Origin of the sequence: Nocardia sp. NPDC047654, assembly GCF_043205035.1 — a bacterium.
Lineage (GTDB): Bacteria > Actinomycetota > Actinomycetes > Mycobacteriales > Mycobacteriaceae > Nocardia.
In genome coordinates this window covers 110,911-135,345 of record NZ_JBIDDF010000018.1, presented here as the reverse complement: position 1 = coordinate 135,345, position 24,435 = coordinate 110,911, and the positions used below count along the sequence as shown (strand labels likewise).

Annotated in this window: 15 protein-coding genes and 1 tRNA gene; 7 read left to right on the top strand and 9 right to left on the bottom strand. The window is 69.6% G+C overall.

Annotation, left to right across the window (positions count from 1 at the left end):
- Positions 1–470: 470 nt before the first annotated feature.
- The 3 genes from ACGF7Y_RS31675 (at position 471) to ACGF7Y_RS31665 (ending at position 3,796) form a co-directional block, all read left to right on the top strand.
- Positions 471–1,439 (top strand): hypothetical protein, encoded by a 969-nt coding sequence (locus tag ACGF7Y_RS31675; RefSeq protein ID WP_393240310.1) that lies wholly within the window; start codon positions 471–473, stop codon positions 1,437–1,439.
- 73 nt (positions 1,440–1,512) lie between these two features.
- Positions 1,513–2,529, top strand: coding sequence for a hypothetical protein (locus ACGF7Y_RS31670; RefSeq protein ID WP_393240308.1), 1,017 nt, complete (start codon positions 1,513–1,515; stop codon positions 2,527–2,529).
- An 88-nt stretch (positions 2,530–2,617) separates the two neighbouring features.
- Positions 2,618–3,796, top strand: coding sequence for a PLP-dependent aminotransferase family protein (locus tag ACGF7Y_RS31665; protein ID WP_393240328.1), 1,179 nt, complete (start codon positions 2,618–2,620; stop codon positions 3,794–3,796).
- A gap of 429 nt (positions 3,797–4,225) precedes the next feature.
- On the opposite strand, the gene glpK is transcribed toward ACGF7Y_RS31665, so the two are convergent.
- Positions 4,226–5,725: a glycerol kinase GlpK gene (gene glpK / locus ACGF7Y_RS31660; RefSeq protein WP_393240305.1), complete on the bottom strand. Its 1,500-nt coding sequence runs from the start codon at positions 5,723–5,725 to the stop codon at positions 4,226–4,228.
- A gap of 454 nt (positions 5,726–6,179) precedes the next feature.
- Between glpK and ACGF7Y_RS31655 the strand changes: the two genes are divergently transcribed.
- Complete coding sequence (locus ACGF7Y_RS31655) at positions 6,180–7,913, top strand: glycerol-3-phosphate dehydrogenase/oxidase (RefSeq protein ID WP_393240302.1); 1,734 nt, start codon at positions 6,180–6,182, stop codon at positions 7,911–7,913.
- Positions 7,914–7,956: 43 nt separating this feature from the next.
- Here the strand turns inward: ACGF7Y_RS31655 and ACGF7Y_RS31650 are convergent, their stop codons facing one another.
- From ACGF7Y_RS31650 to ACGF7Y_RS31635, 4 genes are all read right to left on the bottom strand, one after another.
- Positions 7,957–8,532 carry a TetR/AcrR family transcriptional regulator gene (locus tag ACGF7Y_RS31650; RefSeq protein ID WP_393240325.1) on the bottom strand — a complete coding sequence of 192 codons (576 nt, stop codon included), beginning with the start codon at positions 8,530–8,532 and terminating at the stop codon, positions 7,957–7,959.
- Between the two features lie 59 nt (positions 8,533–8,591).
- The gene (gene hpnE / locus ACGF7Y_RS31645; RefSeq protein ID WP_393240299.1) at positions 8,592–9,953 is read right to left on the bottom strand and encodes a hydroxysqualene dehydroxylase HpnE; all 1,362 of its coding nucleotides are present in this window, start codon (positions 9,951–9,953) and stop codon (positions 8,592–8,594) included.
- Between the two features lie 75 nt (positions 9,954–10,028).
- On the bottom strand, positions 10,029–10,823 hold the full coding sequence (locus ACGF7Y_RS31640; protein ID WP_393240296.1) for a DNA-formamidopyrimidine glycosylase family protein: 795 nt from the start codon (positions 10,821–10,823) through the stop codon (positions 10,029–10,031).
- Between the two features lie 120 nt (positions 10,824–10,943).
- Positions 10,944–15,866 (bottom strand): ATP-dependent helicase, encoded by a 4,923-nt coding sequence (locus ACGF7Y_RS31635; RefSeq protein WP_393240293.1) that lies wholly within the window; start codon positions 15,864–15,866, stop codon positions 10,944–10,946.
- A 107-nt stretch (positions 15,867–15,973) separates the two neighbouring features.
- Here ACGF7Y_RS31635 and ACGF7Y_RS31630 point away from each other — a divergent pair, with 107 nt between their 5' ends.
- Positions 15,974–16,519, top strand: a complete 546-nt coding sequence (locus tag ACGF7Y_RS31630) for a histidine phosphatase family protein (RefSeq protein WP_040865068.1) — start codon at positions 15,974–15,976, stop codon at positions 16,517–16,519.
- Positions 16,520–16,628: 109 nt separating this feature from the next.
- On the opposite strand, the gene ACGF7Y_RS31625 is transcribed toward ACGF7Y_RS31630, so the two are convergent.
- Both ACGF7Y_RS31625 and ACGF7Y_RS31620 read right to left on the bottom strand, forming a co-directional pair.
- Positions 16,629–17,795 (bottom strand): lipase family protein, encoded by a 1,167-nt coding sequence (locus ACGF7Y_RS31625; protein ID WP_393240322.1) that lies wholly within the window; start codon positions 17,793–17,795, stop codon positions 16,629–16,631.
- A gap of 390 nt (positions 17,796–18,185) precedes the next feature.
- Positions 18,186–18,665, bottom strand: coding sequence for a hypothetical protein (locus tag ACGF7Y_RS31620; protein WP_393240290.1), 480 nt, complete (start codon positions 18,663–18,665; stop codon positions 18,186–18,188).
- A gap of 288 nt (positions 18,666–18,953) precedes the next feature.
- Here ACGF7Y_RS31620 and ACGF7Y_RS31615 point away from each other — a divergent pair, with 288 nt between their 5' ends.
- Positions 18,954–22,427, top strand: coding sequence for an indolepyruvate ferredoxin oxidoreductase family protein (locus tag ACGF7Y_RS31615; RefSeq protein WP_393240288.1), 3,474 nt, complete (start codon positions 18,954–18,956; stop codon positions 22,425–22,427).
- A 158-nt stretch (positions 22,428–22,585) separates the two neighbouring features.
- Here ACGF7Y_RS31615 and ACGF7Y_RS31610 read toward each other — a convergent pair whose 3' ends face one another.
- On the bottom strand, positions 22,586–24,052 hold the full coding sequence (locus ACGF7Y_RS31610; RefSeq protein WP_393240285.1) for a subtype B tannase: 1,467 nt from the start codon (positions 24,050–24,052) through the stop codon (positions 22,586–22,588).
- Between the two features lie 84 nt (positions 24,053–24,136).
- Here ACGF7Y_RS31610 and ACGF7Y_RS31605 point away from each other — a divergent pair, with 84 nt between their 5' ends.
- Entirely contained in the window at positions 24,137–24,274 is a 138-nt protein-coding gene (locus ACGF7Y_RS31605; protein ID WP_157114053.1) for a hypothetical protein, read from the top strand.
- Positions 24,275–24,296: 22 nt separating this feature from the next.
- On the opposite strand, the gene ACGF7Y_RS31600 is transcribed toward ACGF7Y_RS31605, so the two are convergent.
- A tRNA-Met gene (locus ACGF7Y_RS31600) sits at positions 24,297–24,370 on the bottom strand.
- Positions 24,371–24,435: the final 65 nt, after the last annotated feature.

The following is a 24,435-nucleotide window of genomic DNA, read 5'->3' as shown; positions in this document are numbered from 1 at the left end:
CCGCTGTCTCAAACGATACGTCGCCCGCGAGCTCTACCAGCTCATCACCACAGACAGCCCTCAACCCGCTCCTTGACATCCATAGGAGCATCCTCTTTCCGGCGCATCCGGTGCCGTGTCCGATCCCGGACATCGTGCCCGGTGAACTCGGGGCGGGCACGGGATGCGGGCGCTCTTGCCAGCCATGGCTATTCGCCGCGTTGCCCATCGTGCGCACATGTGGTTCACTCTCGGCAGAGATGCGATCGAAGGACGGTCGCGGAGTTCGGTGTGGGGGGAAGGGTCCTTTCCGAATCGGCACGGCGAACGGCCCGGGTCGTTCGACGATCAGGCGTCTCACCCAGGGGCAACTGTATGCGGCCGATTCGGCCGCACCCGGGAAGGAAGCGCGAAAAGTGAAACATCGTAAGCCGAGTCGGGCGCAGCGAGCGATGGCGAGCACCTCGTTGCCACTGGCCACAGCGGCTGCAGTGGCCACTCTCTTCGCTGCTCCCGCGGGGGCGGCTCCGAACGATCCGACCACTCCGCCGACGCCCGCTCCCACGCAGCCGGGCGTGAACGAGTCGCCGAGCACCCCGGAGACCACGCAGCCGGAGCCGAACAAGCCCGAGTCCAAGCAGGATTCGGAGAAGCCGGAGAGCAAGCCGACGCCGCGTCAGCCGGGCGTCACCACGCCGGAGTCGGACCACGCCGCGCCCGACCAGAAGGATCCGAAGCTCGCCAAGCCGACCCAGCCGGGCGTGACCCCGCCGCGTGTCGCGCCGCTGCCGGTCCCCGGCCAGCAGAAGCCGAGCGACCCGCAGGCCGCGGTCTCGCCGGACCAGGCCGCGCCGCAGCCCGGGCAGCAGGCGGCTCCGCAGCCCGGCCAGCAGGCCGCGCCGCAGCCGGACGCCCAGAGCGACAACGCCCCGGCGCGGCAGCCGGAGAGCTCCACGCTGGTGCAGCCGCAGGCGCAGCCGCGCTGGCAGGCGCCACGCATGGAGGCGGCCCCGGCCGCCCCGGTCGTGGAGATGACCGGTCCGCACGCGGAGATCGGCGCGAACATCGACGGCGGCACCTTGCTGCCGGGCCACGTGGCCAACACCCACCACTTCAGTAATGAGGCCGGGTACGTCGGCACCATCGGCTACCGCACGCCGACCGGCGCGGGCGAAGCCGGTGTCTCGGTGGAGTTCGTCGACAAGAACACCGTCAAGCTGACCACCTACACCGGTGGCGAGGGCCTGGCGTCGAACAACACCACGTCGGTGTTCGACACCACGCAGCTGAACCAGGCCAAGGCCGCGGTGGAGGACTGGATCCGCGAGCAGCCGGGCGGCGCGGCCGCCCTGGACGCCGCCGCACAGGTTAAGCTTCCGCTTCAGCCGGGCGACTTCGCTCCGCAGACCGTCGACGTGGGTGGTGCCACCACGCAGTGGGGTGGTTCACTCCAGTACTGACACGTGCTGTTTTCGACGGGTGGGGCGGCCGTTCGCGGCCGCCCCACTTGTGTGTCCTGGGAAAGGATTGGGTGTGACCTCCGAGGGTGATGCGAGGGAGAGCGAATCCGACCAGTCCGGTTCGGAGTTCGGTCCGTCGTTGGGGGAGTTCGGGCCGCCGGTTTCCGAGTTCGGGCCGCCCGTCGCGGAATTCGGCCCCCCGATGGGCGCGAACACCGGCCCGGGCTGGCAGGTGCCGCAGCAGTCGGCCGACCACCCCGAACTCACCTGGCGTCCGGCAGGGCAGCCGGAGACGACGCCCGCACTGTCCCCGCAGTTTCGCGCGCCGGATTCGACGGTCTACTCCGAACGGCCGGTAGCGCCGCCCGCGGCTGCCCAGCGCCAGCCCCAGCCACCTGCCGCGGAGGCCGCGCGCCCGCAGCCCAAGGACGGCGAGCAGGACTCGTGGTGGAACCGGCCGACGCTGGAAGGCGGCGTTCCGAAACCTCCGCCGCCCTCCGAGTCGGCTCTGTCCTGGGCCGAGGACCCGGTTGCCATGCGGCTTGCGCTGCGCCTTCCCGAGAAGCCCCCGCCTGCGCGGCGTAGTCCCTCGCGGCGCTGGGTCGTGCTGGGGACGCTCGCGGCGGTGGTGGCGTTGGTCGCGCTGACGGTGACCATCGTGATGGCCGGCGGCAGCGATGACGGCCAGGACGGCACGGCTGCTTCGGCCGCGACCAGCGCCGTGGCGATGAACTGCCCGACCCGCACCGAAGGCAATGTCACCTTCGGCAACGGCTCGGGTGATACGAGCAGTGGGATCCGCGCGATTCTCGGCTTCGAGCATGCGTACTATTCCGAGCGCAGCGCTACCCGCGCGCACACTTTCGTGGCACCGGGCGCGAACGTCGAACCGCCTGTCGACCTGCAGAAGACCATCGACCAGCACATCCCGCAGGGCACGGCCTATTGCCTGCGGATCGCGGAGATGGCCCCCGACCGCTTCAACGTCGAGCTCACCGAACGCCGCCCCGACGGCACCGAGGCCAAGTACTTCCCCGTGATCACCACCGTGAACCTGGACGGACGGACCCTCATCTATCTGATCGATTGAGCCCATCTTCTCAAAATGTGAGATTCTAATTTCAGAGTCTGGTATGAATGTGCGACAGTGGGATCTCGCGCATTCCTCGGAGGTGTCCATGTCGTCGATCACTCCACCGTTGGCCCGGCGTCTGGGCGGTCTGCAGAGTTCGGCGATTCGTGATCTGCTGAAGGTGGCCGCGCGCGACGACGTGGTCAGTCTGGCGGGCGGCCTGCCCGACGAGCAGTTGATGCCGCGTGACCGGATCGCGCAGGCCGCGGAGTCGGCGCTGGCGGACCGCGCACGACTGCAATACACCGAATCGGCGGGCTGGGGCCCGCTGCGTGAGGTGCTCGCGGCACGCGAGACCGTGCGGCTGGGGCGGCCGGTGCCGCTCGAGGAGGTGTTCGTCACCCACGGTTCGCAGCAGGCGCTGTCGCTGCTCGCCGAAGTGCTGCTGGACCCGGGTGCGCTCGTCGTGGTCGAGGATCCGGCGTACGTCGGCGCGCTCCAGGTGTTCCGTGCCGCCGGATCGCGCATCGTCACCGTTCCGCTGGATGCCGAGGGTATGCGGGTCGACGCGCTGGCCGACCTGCTCGGCCGCGGCGAGCGGCCCGCGCTGGTGCACACGGTCAGCAATTTCCACAATCCGCGCGGCGTCACCATGAGCGCGGGGCGTCGTCGTGAACTCGCCGAACTCGCCGAGCGGTATGGATTCTGGGTGATCGAAGACGATCCATACGGCGAGCTGTGGTTCGACAACCCGTCGCCGGAGCCGGTCGCGGCGTATTCGTCGCACGTGATCCGGCTGTCGAGCGCGTCGAAGACGCTGGCTCCGACCTTGCGGGTGGGCTGGATGACCGCGCCCGACGCGGTGTGCAGGGGTGTGGAGTTGCTGAAGCAGGGCGCGGACCTGTGCGGATCCGCTCTGACCCAGCAGATCGCCGCCGAGCTGCTCGCCGATGTCGACTGGCTGGGAGCGCATGTGCGGGAGGTCCGGCGCGTCTATGGTGCGCGAGCGCGTGTCCTGGTGGACGAGCTGCGCATGCGCTTCGGTGACCGGCTGGTGAGCACCGACGCCGCGGGTGGCATGTTCGTATGGGTCGATTTCACCGATGGCACCGACACCGTGGACCTGTTGCCCCGCGCCGTCGATCTCGGCGTCGCCTACGTCCCCGGCGAGGCGTTCGCGGTCTCCGGCGCCCATCGGAATTCGATGCGGCTGTGCTTCACCACCTCGGAGGCGGCGACGCTTCGGGAGGCGGTCGCGCGCTTGGCGCATGCCATAGGTGAATAGTCTCGGGCGCAACGAGTTTCGATTGCCTCCGGATGGATTCACCCGATAGGGTTGCGCACGTCCAATAGGAGGGGAGTAATTCGATGATCGTGAAAATGCTTGCGAGCGCTGTGCTTGCCGTCGGCATGGTTTCGCTGGTGCCGGGTGTCGCTTCGGCGCACCACTGCCAGCCGGTGACGACGTGGTGCCATCCGGGCTGACGGAGTCGCAGGCCGGGAACCGAGTCTCGGCCATCTCGATCGGGCCGGTTCGATCTTCGAACCGGCCCGATCTTCGTCTCACGGGTCTACCGCGAGACCGGGTCCACGGCGACACTGCCGCCGCGCGAACTCGGCTCGCCGCGGTCGCCGATCACTTCTCGGCCGGGTCGGACCGACCGACCGGTCGAAGAGAGGCGGCACGGTGAGCGAATCCCATCCCGTGCGGTCGTCAGTCCACCCAGCCGTAGGTGCGCTCGACGGCCTTGTTCCACGCGGCGTAGTGCTCGTCCCGGTCGGCGTCCGACATCGCGGGGTGCCAGGTCTTGTCGGCGGTCCAGTTGGCGCGGATGTCGTCGGTGCCCGCCCAGTAACCGACGGCGAGCCCGGCCGCGTACGCCGCGCCGAGCGCGGTGGTCTCGTTGACCATCGGGCGCACCACGGGCACGTCGAGGATGTCGGATTGGAACTGCATGAGCAGGTCGTTGCCGACCATGCCGCCGTCCACCTTCAACGTGGTCAGCTCCAGACCGAGCCGCTGGGACTCGGCGTCCGCGCGCATCGCGTCGACCACCTCACGGGTCTGGAACGCGGTGGATTCCAGCACCGCGCGCGCGAGGTGCGCTTTGGTGACGAAACGGGTGAGCCCGGCGATCACGCCGCGCGCGTCCGGTCGCCAGCGGGGAGCGAACAGCCCCGAGAAGGCGGGAACGATGTAGGCGCCGCCGTTGTCGTCGACGCTGCGGGCCAGCGGCTCGATCTCGTCGGCGGCGGAGATGATGCCCAGGTTGTCCCGGAACCACTGCACGAGTGAGCCGGTGACCGCGATCGAGCCCTCCAAGGCGTACACCGCGTCCGCGTCACCGAGGCGATAACACACCGTGGTGAGCAGGCCATGCTTGCTGAACACCGGTGTGGTGCCGGTATTGAGCAGCATGAAATTGCCGGTGCCGTAAGTGTTCTTGGCCTCGCCCGGCGACAAGCAGGCCTGGCCGAAGGTGGCGGCCTGCTGGTCGCCGAGGATGCCCGCGACCGGCACCCCGGCCAGCGGTCCGGAACTGATCGGGGCGTAGACCTCCGAGGAACTGCGCACCTGCGGCAGCATCGACTCCGGAACGCCGAACTCCGCGCAGATCTCCGGATCCCACCGCAAGGAGCGCAGGTCCAGCAGCATGGTGCGGGAGGCGTTGGTCACATCGGTGATGTGCTCGCCGGTGAGATTCCACAGCACCCAGCTGTCGACGGTGCCGAAGCACAACTCGCCCGCCTCCGCGCGCTCTCGTACACCGGGCACGTTGTCCAGGATCCAGCGCAGCTTCGGCCCCGCGAAATAGGTGGACAGCGGGAGTCCGGTGCGATCCTGGTAGCGGGCCGGTCCCGCCTCGCCGCCCAGTTCGGCGCACAGCCGGTCGGTACGGGTGTCCTGCCAGACGATCGCGTTGTACACCGGCCGCCCGGTCGCGCGATCCCACACCACCGTCGTCTCGCGCTGGTTGGTGACCCCCACCGCGGCGATGTCCTCAGCGCCGAGCCCGCTGCGCTCCAGCACGTCGCCGAGGACGAATTCGGTATCGCGCCAGATGGTTTCGGGATCGTGCTCCACCCAGCCCGGTTGCGGGAAGATCTGCTCGTGCTCACGCTGGGCGACGCCGACGACGTGACCATGACGGTCGAAGACGATGCACCGACTCGAGGTAGTGCCCTGATCGATGGCGGCCACATAGCGACGCATGCGCTGAGTTTATTGGCCGCGACCGCGTCGCGAACGGTGGATGCTCGGTCTCGCTTCGCTCGAAATCGGGAGTTGGGGTACGCGGGCGGAGTTTGTGACCGACCGAGGCGAACGAAGCTCGGTCATGGGCGGCGGACTGCGGGTCGGCGGCCGACATGGTCGACCGGGGCGGCAGCCGTGCGATTGCGCGCCGACGGCGTTGATATCCCCAGCTCAGGCATGATGCATGCGGCTTGCGGCGGCTGACTCGAGAAGGCGGTGAGCGCGGGGCGGTGTGGGCTGCCTCACCGGGCGGTGGGGGACAACTCGCCGCTCGACTAGGGTGGGTCTTGTTACCGGCGAGTAGGCCGGGGCGACACGAACCGGGGCGCGGGCGCTCGATCCGTGGCGGTTCGCCTAGCCTGGACCTTGAACGCTCGATCGGACACATCCGCGTCGGCTGGAGGAGTCGAGCATGGCCAAGAAACCGGATTCGCAGGCCCTCGGGCCGGAGCAGCGCAGGGTGGCCTGGGAGCGCTTCGGCAAAGATCATTTCGATGTGGTCGTCGTCGGCGGTGGCGTGGTGGGGGCCGGCATCGCGTTGGACGCGGCGACGAGGGGGTTGCAGGTTGCCCTGGTCGAGGCCCGCGATCTCGGGTCGGGCACCTCCAGCCGGTCGTCGAAGATGTTTCACGGCGGGCTGCGATATCTGGAACAGCTGGAGTTCGGATTGGTGCGCGAGGCGCTGCGGGAACGCGAACTCACGCTGTCCACCCTGGCGCCGCACCTGGTGAAGCCGCTGCGGTTCCTGTACCCGCTGACCCACCGGGTCTGGGAGCGGCCGTATGTGGCCGCCGGCCTGGTCCTCTACGACACCATGGGCGGCGCCAAATCCGTACCGGGTCAACAGCATCTGACCCGCGCGGGCGCTCTGCGGCTGGCGCCGGGGCTGCGGCGCGACTCGCTGATCGGCGGTGTCGCCTACCACGACACGGTCGTCGACGACGCGCGCCACACCATGATGGTGGCGCGCACGGCCGCGCACTACGGCGCGGTGATCCGCACGTCCACCCAGGTGGTCGGGTTCCTGCGGGAGGCGGACCGGGTGGTCGGCGTGAAGGTGCGCGACACCGAGGATGGGCGTACCGGCGAGGTCCGTGGGCATGTGGTGATCAACGCGACCGGCGTGTGGACCGACGAAGTCCAAGCCCTGTCGCACCAGCGGGGCCGGTTCCACGTGCGGGCTTCGAAAGGCGTGCACATCGTGGTGCCCAGGGACCGGATCGTCAGCGACACCGCGATCATCCTGCGCACCGCGACTTCGGTGCTGTTCGTCATCCCCTGGGGCGCTCACTGGATCATCGGCACCACCGACACGGACTGGAATCTCGACCTGGCCCATCCGGCCGCGACCAAGGCCGATATCGACTATCTGCTGGAGCGGGTGAACGAGGTGCTGGTCACGCCGCTCACCCCCGACGACATCGACGGCGTGTACGCCGGGCTGCGCCCGCTGCTGGCGGGGGAGAGCGACGAGACATCCAAGCTGTCGCGCGAGCACGCGGTCGCCCGGGTCGCACCCGGTCTGATCGGCATCGCGGGTGGCAAGTACACCACCTATCGCGTGATGGCCTACGACGCGGTAGACGAAGTGGCTGAGGACATTCCGGCCAGGGTCTCGCCGTCGGTCACGGCGAAGGTGCCGCTGCTGGGCGCCGACGGGTATTTCGCGCTGGTCAATCAGACCGTGCAGCTGGCCGAGACCTTCGGCGTGCATCCGTACCGGATCAAGCACCTGCTGGACCGGTACGGATCGCTCATCGAGGAGGTCATGGCCTTCGCCGCCGACAAACCCGAACTCCTGCAGCCGATTACGGACGCGCCATCCTATCTACAGGTGGAGGCGGTCTACGCGGCGGCGGCCGAGGGCGCCCTGCACCTGGACGACGTCCTGGCCCGGCGGACCAGGATCTCGATCGAGTATCCGCATCGCGGAGCCAATTGTGCCGAGCAGGTGGCTCAGCTGATCGCACCCATCCTGGGCTGGGACGACGAGGATATCGACCGAGAGGTCCAGACCTATCAGGCGCGGGTCGACGCGGAGGTCCACTCTCAGACCCAACCGGACGATGCCTCCGCCGATGCCCTGCGGATCGCGGCTCCGGAGCCGCGCCCCGAGATTCTGGAGCCGGTGCCATCCGAAGGGTGAGCCGGCCGGTAGACCCGGTGGACGGTCGCGCCCCGGAGTGCGATCAGTTCTCGCCGACGGGCGCTTCCATCCGCATCGCCCAGTCGACCAGGGAGCGTAGATAGCGCAGCACCAGTTCGTCCGGGTACTCCATCGGGTCGATGAGGTGCAGTCGGGCCAGTTCCTCCATGGCGGCCAACAGGATTCGCTCCGTCGGGCCGTTCGGATCCACGGTGACCCCGAGATATCGGGACAGGTGGCGCGCGCCGATCGCCCTGGCGTAGGCGCGGCCGAGCGCGAGGCGCTCACGCAGTTCGGGCGGACCGCCGTCGAATGGGCTGAGGATGATGCGCCAGCTGGTCGGCGCGGCGTGCAGGTAGGCGAGGATGCCACGGCCGACACGGTCCACGTCGCCGTGGTCCCAGTCCACGCTGCGCACACCGGCGAACGCGATGGCCGACTCACGATCCAGCAGTGCCGCCGTCAGCCCGGACAGATCGGTGAACTGCTGGTATACCAGCGCACGGGCCACCCGCGCCTCGCGCGCCACCCGATCGATGCTCACCGCGCCGAAGCCCTCGGTGGCGACGATGTCGCGCGCCACGTCCAGTAGTTGGGTACGGCGGTCGGCGGCGGACATCCGGCGCTTCGGCCGCGCGGGCTCGGTACTCGCGCGTTCGGCCGTGGAGCGATCCGTGGTCACGCAGTCGACGGTAGCTCGAGCAGGAGATCGACCGCCCGCGCCGCACTCTGCACCGCGCTCTCCATCGTCGCCGACCAGTCGGTGGCGGTCCAGTCGCCCGCGAGCACCAAGCCGGGCACCGAGGTCCGTTGCTCCGGACGCAACGCGTGGGTGCCGACCACCTGCGAGAAGGTGGCTTTCGGCATGCGTACGACCTGCGCCTGCACGATGTTCGCCGTGCGCGCCGCCGGGTAGTAGCGGCGCAGCAGCGCCATTTGCTCGTCGACGATCTCGTCGCTGGTCTTGTGGATCTGTTCGTAGGCGCCACTGGTGGTCAGGCAATACAGCCAGGCTTTCGCGGTACTGCGTCCGGTCATCCGCTGGCGATCGAAGACCTCGTCGATGACGCCGGTGCCGCCGATCAGGGCCTCGAACTCGGCCGTGGTGCCCAGCGGGCGATCGAGGTAGAGGTTGGTGCTGACGATCGGCGTGTATCCCAGTTTGTCGGCGGCCGCGTAGATCTCGGCGTGCTCGGGCAGTTCGTCGAGCAGGCCCCCGATGTTCGAGTTGGGCACCGCGCAGACCACCGCGTCGGCCGGGATCGTGGTGCCGTCGGCCAGTGCGACGCCGGTGACTTCGCCGTCCGAGATGTGAATGCGGCGGGCTACGGCTCGGTAGCGCACTTGCACACCGTGCTTCTCGAAGACGCGCAGCGCCCCGGTGACATACAACGTGTCCAGATCGGTGGTGGGGTAACCGATGTCGACGGCTCGTCGGTGCCGCAGGCTCAGCCGGATGCCGGTGGCCATCACATCGGCGAACACCTTCGCCGACTCCTGCTGCACCGGTTCGGCCGCGATGCCGAGCGCCAGCCAATCCCACAGCGCCTCACGCGCTTTCGCGGGCATGCCGACCCGGTCGAACCATTGCTCGGTGGTGAGGTCGGGCAGGTCGGCGGGCTGGTTCAGGCACTGCCGGCCGAGGCGGAGGGTGGCGACCGCCGCCCGCGCGCGCTCCAGCGGATTCGCGTCGGGATGCGCGCCGAACAGCGTGCGCAGAGCGGCGATTCCCTTGGTGCGCATCGTGACGCTGCGACCGTCGGGCCAGCGCAGCGTGGCACCGCGCGGAAAGGCGATGTATTGCCGGGTGCCGACGCTCGTGAGATAGCGGAACAGGTGGTCGTATCCGCTGGCGATCACGTGCTGGCCGTTGTCCGGCGGGTCGTCCACCGCCTCGGCCCGCATGGCGTGGGTGCGTCCGCCGAGCTGTCCTCTGCGCTCCAGGAGGGTCACCTGCTTGCCCGCCTCCGCCAGCCAGACCGCTGACGCGAGCCCCGCCAGGCCGCCGCCGATCACCACGTATCGCCGTGGGTCGCTCATGGTGCTCTCCCATCATAACTTACAAGTTGTAAGTTAAGTGGGCGGGCGGTGACTCGTCAAGGGCGGAGCGGCTTTTCACGCTGCCCCGGGCTCACTCGGGACGGGTTGGCATTGCGGGCAGAAGAAGATGCCCCGTTCGCGTTGCACCACGCGGTCGTAATCGGGTGCGGTGTCACCGAGCAGGTCGGCGACCAGCGGTGTGCCGCAGCGCTGGCACGGGCGGTGCGTGCGACCGTAGGCCAGCGGCCGTCGCGGAGGCTTTCGGACCGCTTCGGTCAGGATGCGGTGTGCCTCGTTGACCACGGCCAGCAGGTCCGGGACATCCCCGACCCTGGTCGCGGGATGGACCCGGCGCAGGAAGCAGACCTCGCTGCGAAAGACGTTGCCGATACCGGCCAGATTGCGCTGGTCCAGCAGGGCGACGCCGATGGGTTGATCGGGATATCGCTCCAGTCGCCGGACGGCTTCGGCCGCATCCCACTCGGGACCGAGCAGGTCGGGCCCCAGGTGGTCGACGATGCGGTGCTCGTCGCGCACGCGCACCACCTCGACCTTGCCCAGCGAGAAGCCGACGGCCTCGATATCCGTGGTGCTCAACACGACCCGCGCGGCGACCCTGGGTCTGGTCCAGCGCTGTCCGCAGTGGAACACGCGCCAGCTGCCCTCCATCTTCAGGTGCGTGTGAATGCTCACGGTAGGCGTGCGGATGAACAGGTGTTTTCCGTAACTGCCGACGCTCTCGACCACTTGTCCGCGCAGATCGACCGTGGCGTATCGCGGCACCCGGAAATCGCTGCGGGTCAATTCCTTTCCCGCCAATGCGGCGCGGAGCCGTTCGGCGGCCAGGAAGACGGTGTCACCCTCAGGCATAGGGCAGCTCCGGCCCGGGGCCGCGCCCACCGCTGGATGGGCGGAGCCCTTTTCGCTCGCCTCCGCGAACTCGTATGGGCGCGCCTTCCCGCAACTTCGAGCCGGTGTCGGGGAGCGCGTTCACGGGCGGCTCCGCAGACGTAGACCGCGCGGGGTGGCGGAGAAACCCGCTTCGGTGAGGAATTCGGCGAACGTGTTGCCGTGCACGGTGTCTCCGTTGACACGGTCGATGACCAGCGAGTCCACCCGGCGGCGTCGCACCAGGTCGGCGAGCGCCGCGGCGGCGCCACGGCGCGCGTCGGGATCCTCGGTGAAGGTGAGCAGGGTCTTGCCGCCCCGTTCCAGATACAGGACCAGTTCACCGTCGACGAGCACGACCAGCGCCCCGGCCTTGCGTCCGGGCCGATGGCCGCCCTCGACGTCGCTCTTCGGCCAGGCCAGCGCGGCGCCGTACGGGTTCGCGGGGTCGCACGCGGCCAGCGCCAGCACCGTGCCGGTCGGTTGCCGGGATTCGGGACGGGCGCGTTCGGCGTCGAAGGAACGCAGCCGGTCGACCACGTCGGTGGTGGAGAACTGGGCGCCGCCGAGCGAGTCGACGAAATACCCGCGGCGGCAACGACCGCGATCCTCGAACTCGGTGAGCACCCGGTACATCAGCGCGAACCCGCCCGGCACGCCCTCGTTCTGCACCGAACCCCTGGTCAGCACGCCGTATCGCTCCAGAAGCAGATCCGCCGTAGCGTGCGCGCGCACGGTGTTGTCCGACACCCGCTCCGGCAGCAGCGACCATCGTCCGGCGACCGAGGGCGGACCGGAACGGGTCGGCATGCTCGGGCGGGGCAGGTAGGCCCGGCCCCGCGGCGCGCGCCGGGGCGTGCGGTGGGCCGTCGTGGTCCGCGTCGCGCCGGACAGCAGCGCCCGCACCGGAGCGAAAGTGTCGCCGGAAACCACGCCCGACCAGACCAATTCCCACAGTGCGGAGGCCACCGCGGCGTCATCGAGCAGACCGGTGGCGTCCGAGAGCTGCCGGAAGAAGTAGGCGCCGCCGCCCTGGGGCACCGGGATCAGTCGTTGGGCGGGGGCGCCGGAGGTCGGATGCCCCGCACCGGACGCGTATGCCGAGTCGACCGGCACGGGCCGACCGTTGTCTGTCCCGTATCCGACCGGTGCGGTGCCGCCGCCGGTGTGATCGGTCGTGTCGCCGGATCGCCCGTGCGCGCCGCGACCGTCGCCCGCGCTGCCGGACGGCGGATCCGGCTCGTCCAACGACACCGGCGCTCGATCCGGGACGTCCTGCGCCGGGCCGGGCGGCGTCCACGGCACGAACGTCGCGCCCAGGGCGTTGAGCAGGCGTGCTTGGGCATCCGTCGGATCGAGTTCGTCCGGCGGCGCGAGGGTGAACGGCGCCTGCTCGGCCAGATGCAGGGCGATCCAGCCGTCCTTGGCGGTGATGGCGCCGTGCCCGGACCAGATCACCTCGCCGGTCGCCATGAGTTCGTCGAGCATGGCGGGGGTGTAGCCGGGCACCCGCGCGGGCAGGATGAGCGATTCCCAGGCGGAGGCCGGAATCGGCACGCCGGCGAGCTGTTCCACCACGGCAGCCACGCCGTCGACGCCACGCAGCTCGCCGCTGCCGATGTGCTGCCAGGACGGGAGGAAGCGCCCGAACGCGGCGGTCGAGACCGGCTCGACCTCGTGCCGCGCCGCGGCCAGCGACCGGCGGCGCAGCCGGCGCAACACTTGCGCGTCACACCATTCGGCCCCGGCAGCTCCAGGGGTGAATTCACCCTCCACCACCCGTTTTTCGGCGGCCAGGCGTTGCAGCGCGCCGGCGGCGACCGCGGTGCCCAGCCCGAACCGGGCCGCCACCGCCTCCGTGCCGAACGGTGCGTGCGTGCGGGCGTAGCGGCCCACCAGATCGCCGAGCGGATCGGCTACCGGCTCGATGAACGCCGCAGGCGTGCCGATCGGCAGCGGAACCCCGAGCGCGTCCCGCAACCGGGCCGCGTCCTCCACCGCGACCCACCAGCTGCGACCCGCGAAGGAAACAGCCAGGGCCCGACGCGCGGCTACCAGGCTCTCGAACCAGGCTGCGGGGTCCTCGTCGGAACGTTCGGCGGCCTCGGCGGCGGTCAGGGGTCCGAGCAGGCGCAGCAGATCCGCCAGGCCCTCGGCGTCTCGTGCGTGCCGCTCCGGGGTGAGCCGCTGCAGTTCCCGCTCGGTCTGCTCGATGACCGCGGCGTCGAGCAGTTCGCGCAGCTCGACCCGGCCGAGCAGTTCGGCGAGCAGCCCGGAATCGAGCGAGAGCGCGGCGGCGCGCCGTTCGGCCAAGGGGCTGTCACCGTCGTACATGAACTGCCCGATGTAGTCGAACAGCAGGGCGTTGGCGAACGGGGACGGCGTCGCCGTCTCCACCTCGACCAGCCGGATCTGGCGCCGCCCCACCCGGCCGAGCAGGTCGCGCAGCGACGGCAGATCGTAGACGTCGCGCAGGCATTCGCGCACCGTCTCCAACAGGATCGGGAACTCGGGAAACTTGCGCGCCACGTCGAGCAGCTGGGCCGAGCGCTGCCGCTGCTGCCACAGCGGCGCTCGCTTGCCCGGATCGCGGCGCGGCAGCAGCAACGCGCGCGCGGCGCATTCGCGGAACCGGGAGGCGAACAGCGCCGATCCGCCTACCTGCTCGGTGACGATGTCGTCGATCTCGTCGGACTCGAAGACGAACAGTTCGGCGCCGGGCGGATCGTCGGTGGTGTCGGGCAGCCGCACGACGATGCCGTCGTCGGAAGCGTTCGGCGCGGCGTCGACGCCGAACCGTTCGCGCAGCCGCGCTCCGATGGCCAGCGCCCACGGCGCGTGCACCGGGAGGCCGTAGGGCGAGTGCAGCACCAGCCGCCAGTCGCCGAGTTCGTCGCGGAACCGCTCCACCACCAGCGTGCGGTCGGTGGGCAGGTGCCCGGTCGCGGTGCGCTGCTCGTCCAGCAGGGTGAGCAGATTCGTGGTCGCGTTGTCGTCCAGACCGGCGGAGCCCATGAGCCGTGCGACGCTCTCCGGCATCGGATCGGCGAACTCGCCCCGCGTGCGTCCGACGGCGGGCTCGGCCCCGTCGTGTCGCGGCTGTTCCTGCGCACGAGGCGTTTTCGTCGCGCCGCCGTCGCGTCGCGAGCTTTTCCTCGTGCTCGCCTGCCCGGCCGGTTCGGCGACGCGCTCCCGCGCCACCGTGCGGACGAACTCGCCGAGCGCCGCGCCGAGTTCGGCGGGCCGCCCGAGCCCGTCACCGTGCCAGAACGGCAACCGCCCCGGCTGCCCGAACGCGGGCGTCACCAGTACCCGATCGAAGGTGATCTCCTCGATCCGCCAGCTCGTCGCCCCGAGCGCGAACACGTCGCCGACCCGGGACTCGTAGACCATCTCCTCGTCGAGTTCCCCGACCCGGGACGCCTTCTCACCCACCATGTACACCGCGAACATGCCGCGATCGGGGATCGCTCCGCCGGAGGTCACGGTCAGCCGTTGCGCGCCGGGCCGCCCGGTCAGCGTGCCCGCGTCGCGATCCCAGACCAGACGGGGCCGCAACTCGGCGAACTCGTCGGACGGATACCGCCCGGAGAGCAGGTCCAGCACCGACTCGTAGGCCGAGCGCGGCAGCGCCGCGTAACTCCCGGTGCTGCGCACGACGTCGAACCACCCGTCGACGTCGATCGAATCCAGCGCGCACGCGGCCACGGTCTGCTGCGCCAGGATGTCCAGCGGGTGCGCCGGGATCTGGATCGCCTCGATCTGCCCGGATGTCATCCGCTGCGACGCCACCGCGCAGTGGATGACGTCGGTGCGGTGTTTCGGGAAGATCACCCCGCGCGAGATCTCGCCGACCTGATGCCCGGCCCGCCCGATCCGCTGCAATCCGCTGGCCACCGAGGGCGGCGCCTCCACCTGGACCACCAGGTCGACCGCGCCCATGTCGATGCCGAGTTCCAGGCTGCTGGTCGCGACCACGCAGCGCAGCCGCCCGCTCTTGAGATCGTCTTCGATCAGCGCCCGCTGCTCCTTGCTGACCGACCCGTGGTGCGCTCGCGCCAGCAGGGGTCCGGCGCCGTGGATCACCTCGGTGGACGGGCCGAGCTGGGCGGGCGGCTCGTGCTCGGTCTCCACCGGTTCGCCGAGCCGTGCCGCGTAGGCCTCGTTCAACCGGGCGGTGAGCCGCTCGGCGAGCCTGCGAGAGTTCGCGAAGACGATCGAGGACCGGTGCTCCAGCACCAGTTCGACGATCGCCTCGTCCACGTGCGGCCAGATCGAGCCCGGCTGGTCGGAGTCGCCCGGTTCGGTCATGTCCGCTACCGGCACCCGCACCGACAGGTCGAACGTCTTCGGCGCCGGGGGCGCGACCAAGGTGATCGGCGCGTTGCCGACCAGGAACCGCCCCACTTCCTCCGGTGGCCGCACCGTCGCCGAAAGCCCGATGCGCTGGGCGGGCCGCTCGGTCAGCAGGTCGAGCCGGGCCAGGGACAGCGCCAGGTGCGAACCGCGCTTGGAACCGGCGATCGCGTGCACCTCGTCCACGATCACCGTGCCGACGTCGCGCAGCGTGTCGCGGGCCGCCGAGGTCAGCATGAGGAACAGCGACTCCGGCGTGGTGATCAGGATGTCCGGCGGGGTGCGCAGCATGGACCGCCGATCGGAGGCGCTGGTGTCGCCGGAACGGACGCCGACGGTGATCTCCGGCGGCTCCAGTCCCAGGCGCTTGGCGGTCTGCGTGACGCCGACCAGCGGCGCCCGCAGATTGCGTTCCACGTCCACCGCGAGCGCCTTGAGCGGGGACACGTACAGCACCGAGGTGCCGGCCCGCTCGGGCCGCTGCTCCCGGGTGGCCAGCTGGTCTATCGCCCAGAGGAACGCCGAGAGCGTCTTCCCCGACCCGGTCGGCGCGACGACCAACGTGTGCTCGCCCGCCGCGATCGCCTTCCACGCCCCGAGTTGCGCGGAGGTCGGCGCGGGGAACGCGCCGTCGAACCACTCCTGGGTCGCGCGGGAGAACTGGGCCATGGCTTCAGTGTGCACCCGGACACCGACAAGCACGCCCGTACCGTTTCGCGAGCGAAGCGCGAGCAATCGAACAACGGCCGCCGACGCCGGGCCGTACGCTTCCACAGGTGCAGAAAGTGCTCAGACTCGACCTGGTCAGCCACGGAATGACCGAGGCGATGCGCAAGGCACGCTTCCCGGTGGACGAATCGCTCACCGAGGCGGGCAGGCGGGCGATGGCCGAGTGCGGACCGCTCACGGCCGCGCGGGTGTTCACCGGCCCGGAGCGCCGGACGGTGGAGACCGCAGCGCTGCTGGGTTTGCCGGGCGAGGAGGACAACCGGCTGCGCGACCTGGACGCAGGCGCCTGGCGCGGCGGCGAACTGATGTCGGTACCCCAGGACGAGCTGTACGCCTGGCTCACCGACCCGGCGTTCCGCGGGCACGGCGGCGAATCCGTGCTGGACGTGATCGAACGGACCAGGTTGTGGATGGCCGAGGTGGCCGCGCAGTCGGTGTCCACGATCGCGGTCACCCACCCCGCCGTGGTACGGGCCGCGCTGCTGGTGACGCTGGACGCCCCGCCGAAATCGTTCTGGCGCATAGATATCCCGCCCGGCAGCGTCACCCGCCTGCACTACCGCGGGGAATGGACGCTGCACTTCACCGCCTGATGCCCGAACGCGGGTGGCATGCGGGGCCACCCGTGCTATGGACGCTCCATCGGCAGACCGACGAGAAACGGCCCGGGAGAACATCTCCCGGGCCGCTTCTCGTCCGGGTTCAGCAGTTGGTCGGTGCGGGTTCGCCGCGGAACCTGGCTTCGACGTAGTTCCACGCGTCGGCGAATCCGGCGGCGGCCGCGGTCATGTGCTCGGAGATGTCGACGGTGTGGAACGTCACCGGCGCACCCGCCTTGCAGTACCGGTCGGCGACCTCGGCGACGGGTTGGTAGAAGGTCATCTCGTCGAAGCGGCCCTGCCAGAGGTAGGTAGGCGCGGTGGGCACACCATCGAAGTACCGCAGGCTGTTCTCCCGCAGGACGGCGTGCGCCTCGGGGCTGTCCATGAGGCTCTTGGACGCCGCCATCTGCTCCGCGCTGCGGAAGGCGCCGTGGAAGAGCAGGAACCGGCGGCAGGCGTCATGCGTGAATTCCCGGAACCACAGACCGTTCTCGTTGAGCTGGTCGGAGATCGGCAGCCGGTCCGGGTACTCCCGCTCCAGTCCCATGGCGGCGGCGAAGGCGAGGCCGAATCCGGGGTGCGGCGCGAAGCCGAGCGACATCGCCATTTCCTCCAGGTCGGCGGGGATGCCACCGGCCACGGCGGCGGTGAGCTTCAGCTCCGGCGCGTAGGTGGGCTGCATCGCGGCGGCCCACGAGGTGGCCATGCCGCCGCCGGAGTAACCCGCGATGGCCACGGGGGAGTCGGAGAGACCGAGAGCGGCGACCTTGCGGACGGCCTTCACACTGTCGAGGGTCATCATGCCCGCCAGGCGCGCGGCGCCGTAGGCGGAGGTGGGGCCCAGGTAGTCCGGCAGCGAGATCGCCCATCCGCGTCCGATGGGCAGCATCGCGCCGACCGCATCCTGCAGCTCGCCGTTGAACAGCGAGCGCGACGGATTGCATTGGGTGCCGAGCGAATTGATCAGCGCCTGATAGGAGACCAGCGGCGGATTCTTGACCCCGGCGGGCAGCAGGACCGTCGTGATGCCCATGACGGGCTTGCCCTGCGAATTGGTGGAGCGGAATGCCACCTGCCAGCCTTCGGTCCCGACATAGAGGCCGGTGTCGATCCTGCGGCTGCGCACGACGTCGCCGGGGGCGAGCGCCTCGAGGTCGGGCGGCGCCGTGTAGAAGGCGTCGGGATCGGGGGTGGGATAGAGGGGCTGAGCCGTTGCGGGCAGGCCGAGCAGGCCGAGCGAGAGGACACTCACCAGCAGGACCGCAATCCTGGACGGAACTCTGAACACGGGTTTCCTTCGAAAGTCAGCCGTCACCGACCCACCGCCCCGCGGGCACGCCGCGACGTCGGTGCTTCGGACGGACCGGCACTACGCGAAAAACCGCAGCGAACGTTCGCTGCGGGACAGAGCAGAAGGAACCGCCGCCGGAGCGACCCTGAGTCGATCATGACGGACTGCCGCACCTCCTTCGACTCCGAGACCGCCGGTAGCCGCGAAGGCGGCACCATCCGTGCGAAAGATAGCGCCCCACCGATCGGGGCGTCGCACCAGAAGGCGTGAATCGGACAAATCACAAAGCCCGTGGGCCGCCATTCGACAAGATCACTAAAGGAGGCGGCCTGCCCGGCCGCACATCGAATCGGCCTCTCGCGCGGCTCATGCGAAGCTGAGTACCGTCCGTTCGCCCAGCGGGTGTCGCAGGTCGACGACGACCACGCCGTATTCGCGCTTCTGCTCCGGGTTCGCGCCCTGGCACGGCGGCATGCCGCGATGCAGGCCGCGCAGCAGCCGCACGTTCACCCTATCGGCCGATTCTTCCACGCGCGCGGTGAATCCGATGCTCGGGCAGCCGACCGGGCCCGGGATGTGGATCGCGAGCTTGTTCGTCCCGTCTTCGATGTCGTACTCCGAGAAGGGCATCGCCGACGCGGGCTCCAGGTCGGCGGCATGCGGGACGACGATCATCGTGCCGCCCGCGATTCTCCGGGGACCCGGATCGGCGCGCGTTCCCGCCGCCGCTTCTGCGGTTCGCTCCGGCGTGGAGGGGGCGGCCGGGTCCACGTGCTGCCCGCACGCGGTCAGCATCCCGAACATCGAGGCGGCGACGATCGCCGCGCCCCTCCTCAGCATTGCCATCGTTCCACCTTCACACAGGTGGGCGTGGGGGCGGCGGAGGAAACGCGGGGCGGCACCGGCTCGGCTCGCCGAAGGCGATCGAATGCCTGGACGCTTAAATGTGTTCACCGTCACATGTAGCTGGCACTGTGCTGAGGAAGTGCCCATCTGATGGTCGCAGAATTGCGCAGAATGCTCAGTCGATTCGGTAGAGGTTGTGCGTTCAGATCTTCAGGGACACGATATCGCCAACAAGTGCTCAACGATGCGAGGCCGCCGGACCGGCGCCGAGCGGACGGGTGGATCTGTATGACCGAGCTCGCCGACCGCGATCTGATCGCAGCTCCCTACGACCTTGCCGACCGTTACCGCGTCGGCTCCGGGACCGTTGTCCTCACCGGCGTCCAGGCCATCGCGCGGCAGCTGGTCGAGCAGCACGTGCGTGATCTGCGCGCCGGGCGGCGGGTGGGGACGTTCGTCTCCGGATACCAGGGCAGCCCGCTCGGCGGCGTCGACAAGATGCTGGCCGGCATGCCGGACGTCCTCGCCGAGCACGACATCTCGTTCGTACCGGGATTGAACGAGGAACTCGCCGCCACCTCCGTGTGGGGCAGCCAGGCCGATCTGCCCGCGGGCGCCGCGACCCATGACGGCGTCGTCGGTGTCTGGTACGGCAAAGGTCCCGGTCTGGACCGCGCGACCGACGCTCTGCGGCACGCCAACATGTACGGCGCGAATCCGCGCGGTGGCGTCTTGCTGCTGGTCGGCGACGACCCGGCGGCCAAGTCGTCCACCGTGCCCGCGGTGAGCGAGCGCTCGCTGGCGGCGATGAACATCCCCGTGCTGTTCCCGCGCAACGCCCGCGAGATCATCACCATGGGCCTGCACGGGGTGGCGCTGTCGCGCGCCTCGGGCTGCCTGGTGGCGCTGAAGATCGTCGCCGATGTCGCCGACGGCGCCTGGACCGTCGACGGTTCGGTGGGCGACATCGACCTCGTGGTGCCCGAAATCGACTGGGAGGGGAAGCCCTTCCACTACCGGCAGCGTCCGATGGCCGCTCCGGCCGACAGTCTGCTCGCCGAGGCGGATCTCTACGGTCCCCGCTGGGAGCTGGTACGCGCCTACAGCACACGCAACGGACTGGACGTGATCGAGGTCCACCCGTCCCACGCCACGATCGGCATCGCCGCCACCGGGACCACCTTCGACGCGGTCCGTCAAGCGTTGCTCGACCTCGGCGCGGACGACGACGCGCTGTACGCCGCGGGAATCCGGCTGCTGCGCATCGGGATGCCGTACCCGATCGCGCCCGATCGCGTCCGGGAGTTCGCCACCGGGCTCACCCGGCTGGTCGTCGTCGAGGACAAGACGTCCTTCGTCGAGACCCAGATCCGCGACATCCTGTACGGCACCGCGGGCGCGCCCGAGATCGTCGGCAAGCGCGACCACGCGGGTCGCCCGCTGTTCGGCGCCGACGGCGAACTCACCTCCGGGCGCATCGCCGCACCGCTGCGCCGCGTACTCGACGGACACCTCGCGCTGAAACGACCACTGCCGCAGCCGCTGTCGTTGTCGGTGCTGCCCGCCAAGCGCGCCGCCTACTTCTGTAGCGGTTGCCCGCACAACCGTTCAACGGCCGTCCCGGAAGGCTCGCTGGCGGGTGGCGGTATCGGGTGTCACACCTTGGTGACCATGTCCGGCCGGACCGACAGCAAGGTCACCGGGCTGACCCAGATGGGCGGCGAGGGCGCGCAATGGATCGGCCAAGCCCCGTTCACCGACGTGCCGCATCTGTTCCAGAACATCGGTGACGGCACGTATTTCCACTCCGGCCAGCTCGCTGTGCAGGCGTGCGTCGCCGCGGGAGTGAACATCACCTTCAAGCTGCTGCACAACGACGTGGTCGCGATGACCGGCGCGCAGCACGCCGAGGGCGCGCTCACGGTGCCGATGCTCACCCACAAGCTCGCCGTCGAAGGCGCCCGAAGGATCATCGTCTGCGCCGACGAACCCGGGCGTTACCGCAAGCGCGATCTGGCTCCCGGCACCCTGTTGTGGCACCGGGACCGCCTCGACGAGGCGCAGCGCGCGCTGCGCGAGATCCCCGGCGTCACGGTGCTGATCTACGACCAGCACTGCGCTGCCGACGCGCGGAGGCAGCGCAAGCGCGGCGCCCTGCCGGTGCGCCGCACCCGGGTGGTGATCAACGAAGCGGTGTGCGAAGGCTGCGGTGATTGCGGCGTCCAGAGCAATTGCCTGTCGGTGCAGCCGGTGGATACCGAGTTCGGGCGCAAGACCCGAATCGACCAGACCTCCTGCAACACCGACTACAGCTGCCTGAACGGCGATTGCCCTTCGTTCGTCACGGTCGAGCTGCCCGATCCGGCGAAACGGAAGGAGCGCGGCACGAGCAGACGGCCACAGCCGCCGCGGCTGCCGGATCTGCCGCACGAACCGCCGACGACCACGCAGAACGTCTTTCTCGCCGGCATCGGCGGCACCGGCATCGTCACCGTGAACCAGGTGCTGGCGACCGCCGCGATGCGGGCCGGGTACGAGGTGGCGAGCCTGGACCAGATCGGCATGAGCCAGAAGGCCGGACCCGTGGTGTCGCACCTGCGCTTCGCCGTGGACGCGCTGGAGCCCGCCAACCGGCTCGCCCCCGCTTCGGCCGATTGCGTCGTGGCCTTCGACCTGCTGGCCGCCACCGACACCAAGAATTTGGCCTACGGGTGCGCCACGACGACCGTGTCGGTCGCCTCCACCAGCAAGACGCCGACCGGAGACATGGTCTACGACAAGTCGGTCGCCTATCCCGACGAGGCGGCGCTGTTGCGGCGGCTGGAGCAGGTCTCGCGGTCGGTGCGGTCCTTCGACGCGCTGGCCGCCGCGGAGGTTCTCTTCGGCGACACCGCCGCCGCGAACTTCCTGCTGATCGGCGCCGCCTACCAGCTCGGCGGCCTGCGGCTGCCGCGTACCGCGATCGAGGAGGCCATCGAGATCAACGGAGTGGCCGTGGCGGCGAATCTAGCGGCGTTCCGCTGGGGGCGGGTGGCGATCGCACGGCCGGCGGAGTTCGCCGCCGCGGCCACCCGCCGCGCGGCCGAACCGGCCCCGGTGGCGGTACCGGCGGACCTGTTCGAGGGATTGACCGCGACGGGAGAGACCCGGCGCCTGGTCGAGCTGCGGGCCGTGGAATTGATCGGTTTCCAGAGCGTGGCGGTGGCACGCGCCTACGTCCGCACGGTGCAAGGCATCTGGGCGGCCGAGCGCCGGGTGACCGACCGTACCGAGTTCAGCGAGCAGGTGGCGCGCGGACTGTACAAGTTCACCGCGTACAAAGACGAGTACGAGGTGGCACGGCGGCTCACCGACCCGGCCTTCCTGGCTGAGGTCGCCACGCAGGTGCCAGAGGGGGCGAACCTCACCTACCGGCTGCACCCACCGGTGCTGCGCGCGCTGGGACGGAAGAAGAAGATCGGCATGCGGCCGGGCAGTCACTTCGCCCTGCGCTTGCTCGCGAAGGGGAAGCGCCTGCGCGGCACCGCATTCGATCCCTTCGGCTACGCCCACGTGCGCCGGGTGGAACGCGAGCTGCTCGCGCACTACACCGCGATGGTGGCGGATCTGGGGACAGTGCTGGACCCCGCGGGCTACGACCGCGCTGTGCAGGCCGCGGCACTCGCCGACGTGGTGCGCGGGTACGAGGACATCAAGCTCGCCAATGTCGCGCTCTACACCGATCGGCTGCGGGAACTCGGCATAGAGCCGCCGCGCTGCTAGCGGCGCACTGTCCGGCCGACTACCGTTTCGTGCACGGCCGCCGGAGGATTGCGGCGGCTCGGTGCCGCGAGGCTTCGCTGCCGCCGCTATCGGCGGCGGTCGGCACACGGCGCTGCCGCGGTCGACGCCGTCCCACGGCCGGACCTCGGCGTGCCGCCTCACCCCGCGTATCCGGTCACCTTGCCGATCCACGCGATGAAATCCGCAGGGTCCTCATTGCTGCCGTGCCCGGCGTCCCAGTACATCGCGGCGTCGACCTCGTCGCCCAGGTTCTCCAGGCTCGCGGCGAGATTGCCGACGATCGTCAGCGACGCATCGGTGTCCTTGGTGCCGACGCGGATCCACCAGTGCTTCGCTCGGGTGGAATTCCGCTGCCGCAGAAAGAACATGGGATTCATCAAACTGATCTTCTCGGGCAGGTCGCTGTCGAGTTGCGCGCCAGGGTCACCGGTCGCTCGCCGCAGGCTGAACGGGGTGAAGTGCCTGGCCTTGACGGTTCCCGCGCCGAACTCGTTGTTCTCGGGCGAGGACAGGTCGAGGGCGTCGAAGGCGGGCACGCCCTTCTGCCGCGCGCCGACGTGCGCCAGGAAGCCCGGCCAGGTGAATTCGGCGCGATCGCCCGCCCAGGTGATCCAGGTGTTGGCGGCCAGGTAGCTGGAGCGGTCGGCGTCCGGCAGTGCGGTCAAGTACGCGGTCGCCGCCGGTTCGAGATAGGTGCGCGCCAGATAGTCGCCGTAATTGCCGGACGTGAGGGGACCGAACCCGTTGGAGCCCTGCAACCCCAGCGACGCCTGGTAGTCCGTGAACGCCGAGCTCAGCTCTCGCGAGGCCGCGGCGTCGAGCTCGCCGGAGCGCAGCGGGTTGGCGCCCCAATTCCACTCGTAGGCCATGTCGGCGTGTTCGAGATCGGTGACGGGGCAATACGGAGCGGCGGCGAAGACGGCATCGCTCGCGTCCGCCGCGCCGAGTTCGGCGAGATACCGGTCGTACATCCGGCTGTCCCCGGATACGGCGAGCAAGGCGGTCAGCGCGCCGCCCGCGCTGACCCCCGTGGCCACGATCCGGTCGGTGTCTCCCGGCACGCGACCCGCGTTGTGCCGCAGGTACCGGACCGCGGCCTTCAGATCCACGATGGCGGCGGGCGCCACGCCGAAGTAGGTGCCGTCCAGCGCGACCAGGTCGCGGCCGCGCACGCCCGGTTCCACGACGACATAGCCCGCGGTCAGGGCGAGGTCCCGGTTCCTGGCCCGATCACCACCGTTGTCCGGTGGGCGGTTCGTCACCGACGACGACAGATACCCCCCGACGGAGTTGCTCAGAAGGATGGGAGCCTTGCTCGCATCGACGGCTGCTCCGTCGATTTCGGTGGGCACGCTGACGTTAAGGCTTTGATATGCCTTGTCCACCGGCTTCGCCACATAGACGACGCTCTCGTAGAACTGGTATGTGACCTTCTTGTCGCGCTCGAAGGTGGCGACGGTCTTCGTCTCCACCGTGAACGCGCCGAGATCGAAGGCCAACTCGTCCACCGCTTTCGCGCTGCCGTCCAGCACATCGCAGCCGGCGGCGAACATCGGCACGGCGATCGCCGCCGCACACCCCTTGAGCATCGCTCTGCGCTGCACAGCTCTCCTTCGCGTTCGTGGCAGACCACGGGCGTCGCGGACCGCGACGGCGTTGGTGGAACTCTCGACGGAACGAATCACCTGGTGATCGGAAAGACGAGATCGAAGAATATCGGCGTCGAGGCACATTCACGCGAATACATGCCGCTGCGCGCAGCGCTGGGAACAGATTCGGCCATCGAACAGCTACCGCAAGAAAAAAACCCGGCTCAGACGGTGTGAACCATCCGAACCGGGCCTGTAGTAGCGGGGACAGGATTTGAACCTGCGACCTCTGGGTTATGAGCCCAGCGAGCTACCGAGCTGCTCCACCCCGCGTCGGGTAAGGACAACACTACACAGGGTGGTGCGAACAACCCAATCGCCTGGTGGGAGCGGGTGCG

Coding starts and splice junctions, on each gene's coding strand:
- ACGF7Y_RS31665 (WP_393240328.1), top strand. CDS start 2,618: ATGTCGTCGATCACTCCACCGTTGGCCCGGCGTCTGGGCGGTCTGCAG.
- glpK (WP_393240305.1), bottom strand. CDS start 5,725: ATGCGTCGCTATGTGGCCGCCATCGATCAGGGCACTACCTCGAGTCGG.
- ACGF7Y_RS31655 (WP_393240302.1), top strand. CDS start 6,180: ATGGCCAAGAAACCGGATTCGCAGGCCCTCGGGCCGGAGCAGCGCAGG.
- ACGF7Y_RS31650 (WP_393240325.1), bottom strand. CDS start 8,532: ATGTCCGCCGCCGACCGCCGTACCCAACTACTGGACGTGGCGCGCGAC.
- hpnE (WP_393240299.1), bottom strand. CDS start 9,953: ATGAGCGACCCACGGCGATACGTGGTGATCGGCGGCGGCCTGGCGGGG.
- ACGF7Y_RS31640 (WP_393240296.1), bottom strand. CDS start 10,823: ATGCCTGAGGGTGACACCGTCTTCCTGGCCGCCGAACGGCTCCGCGCC.
- ACGF7Y_RS31635 (WP_393240293.1), bottom strand. CDS start 15,866: ATGGCCCAGTTCTCCCGCGCGACCCAGGAGTGGTTCGACGGCGCGTTC.
- ACGF7Y_RS31620 (WP_393240290.1), bottom strand. CDS start 18,665: ATGGCAATGCTGAGGAGGGGCGCGGCGATCGTCGCCGCCTCGATGTTC.
- ACGF7Y_RS31615 (WP_393240288.1), top strand. CDS start 18,954: ATGACCGAGCTCGCCGACCGCGATCTGATCGCAGCTCCCTACGACCTT.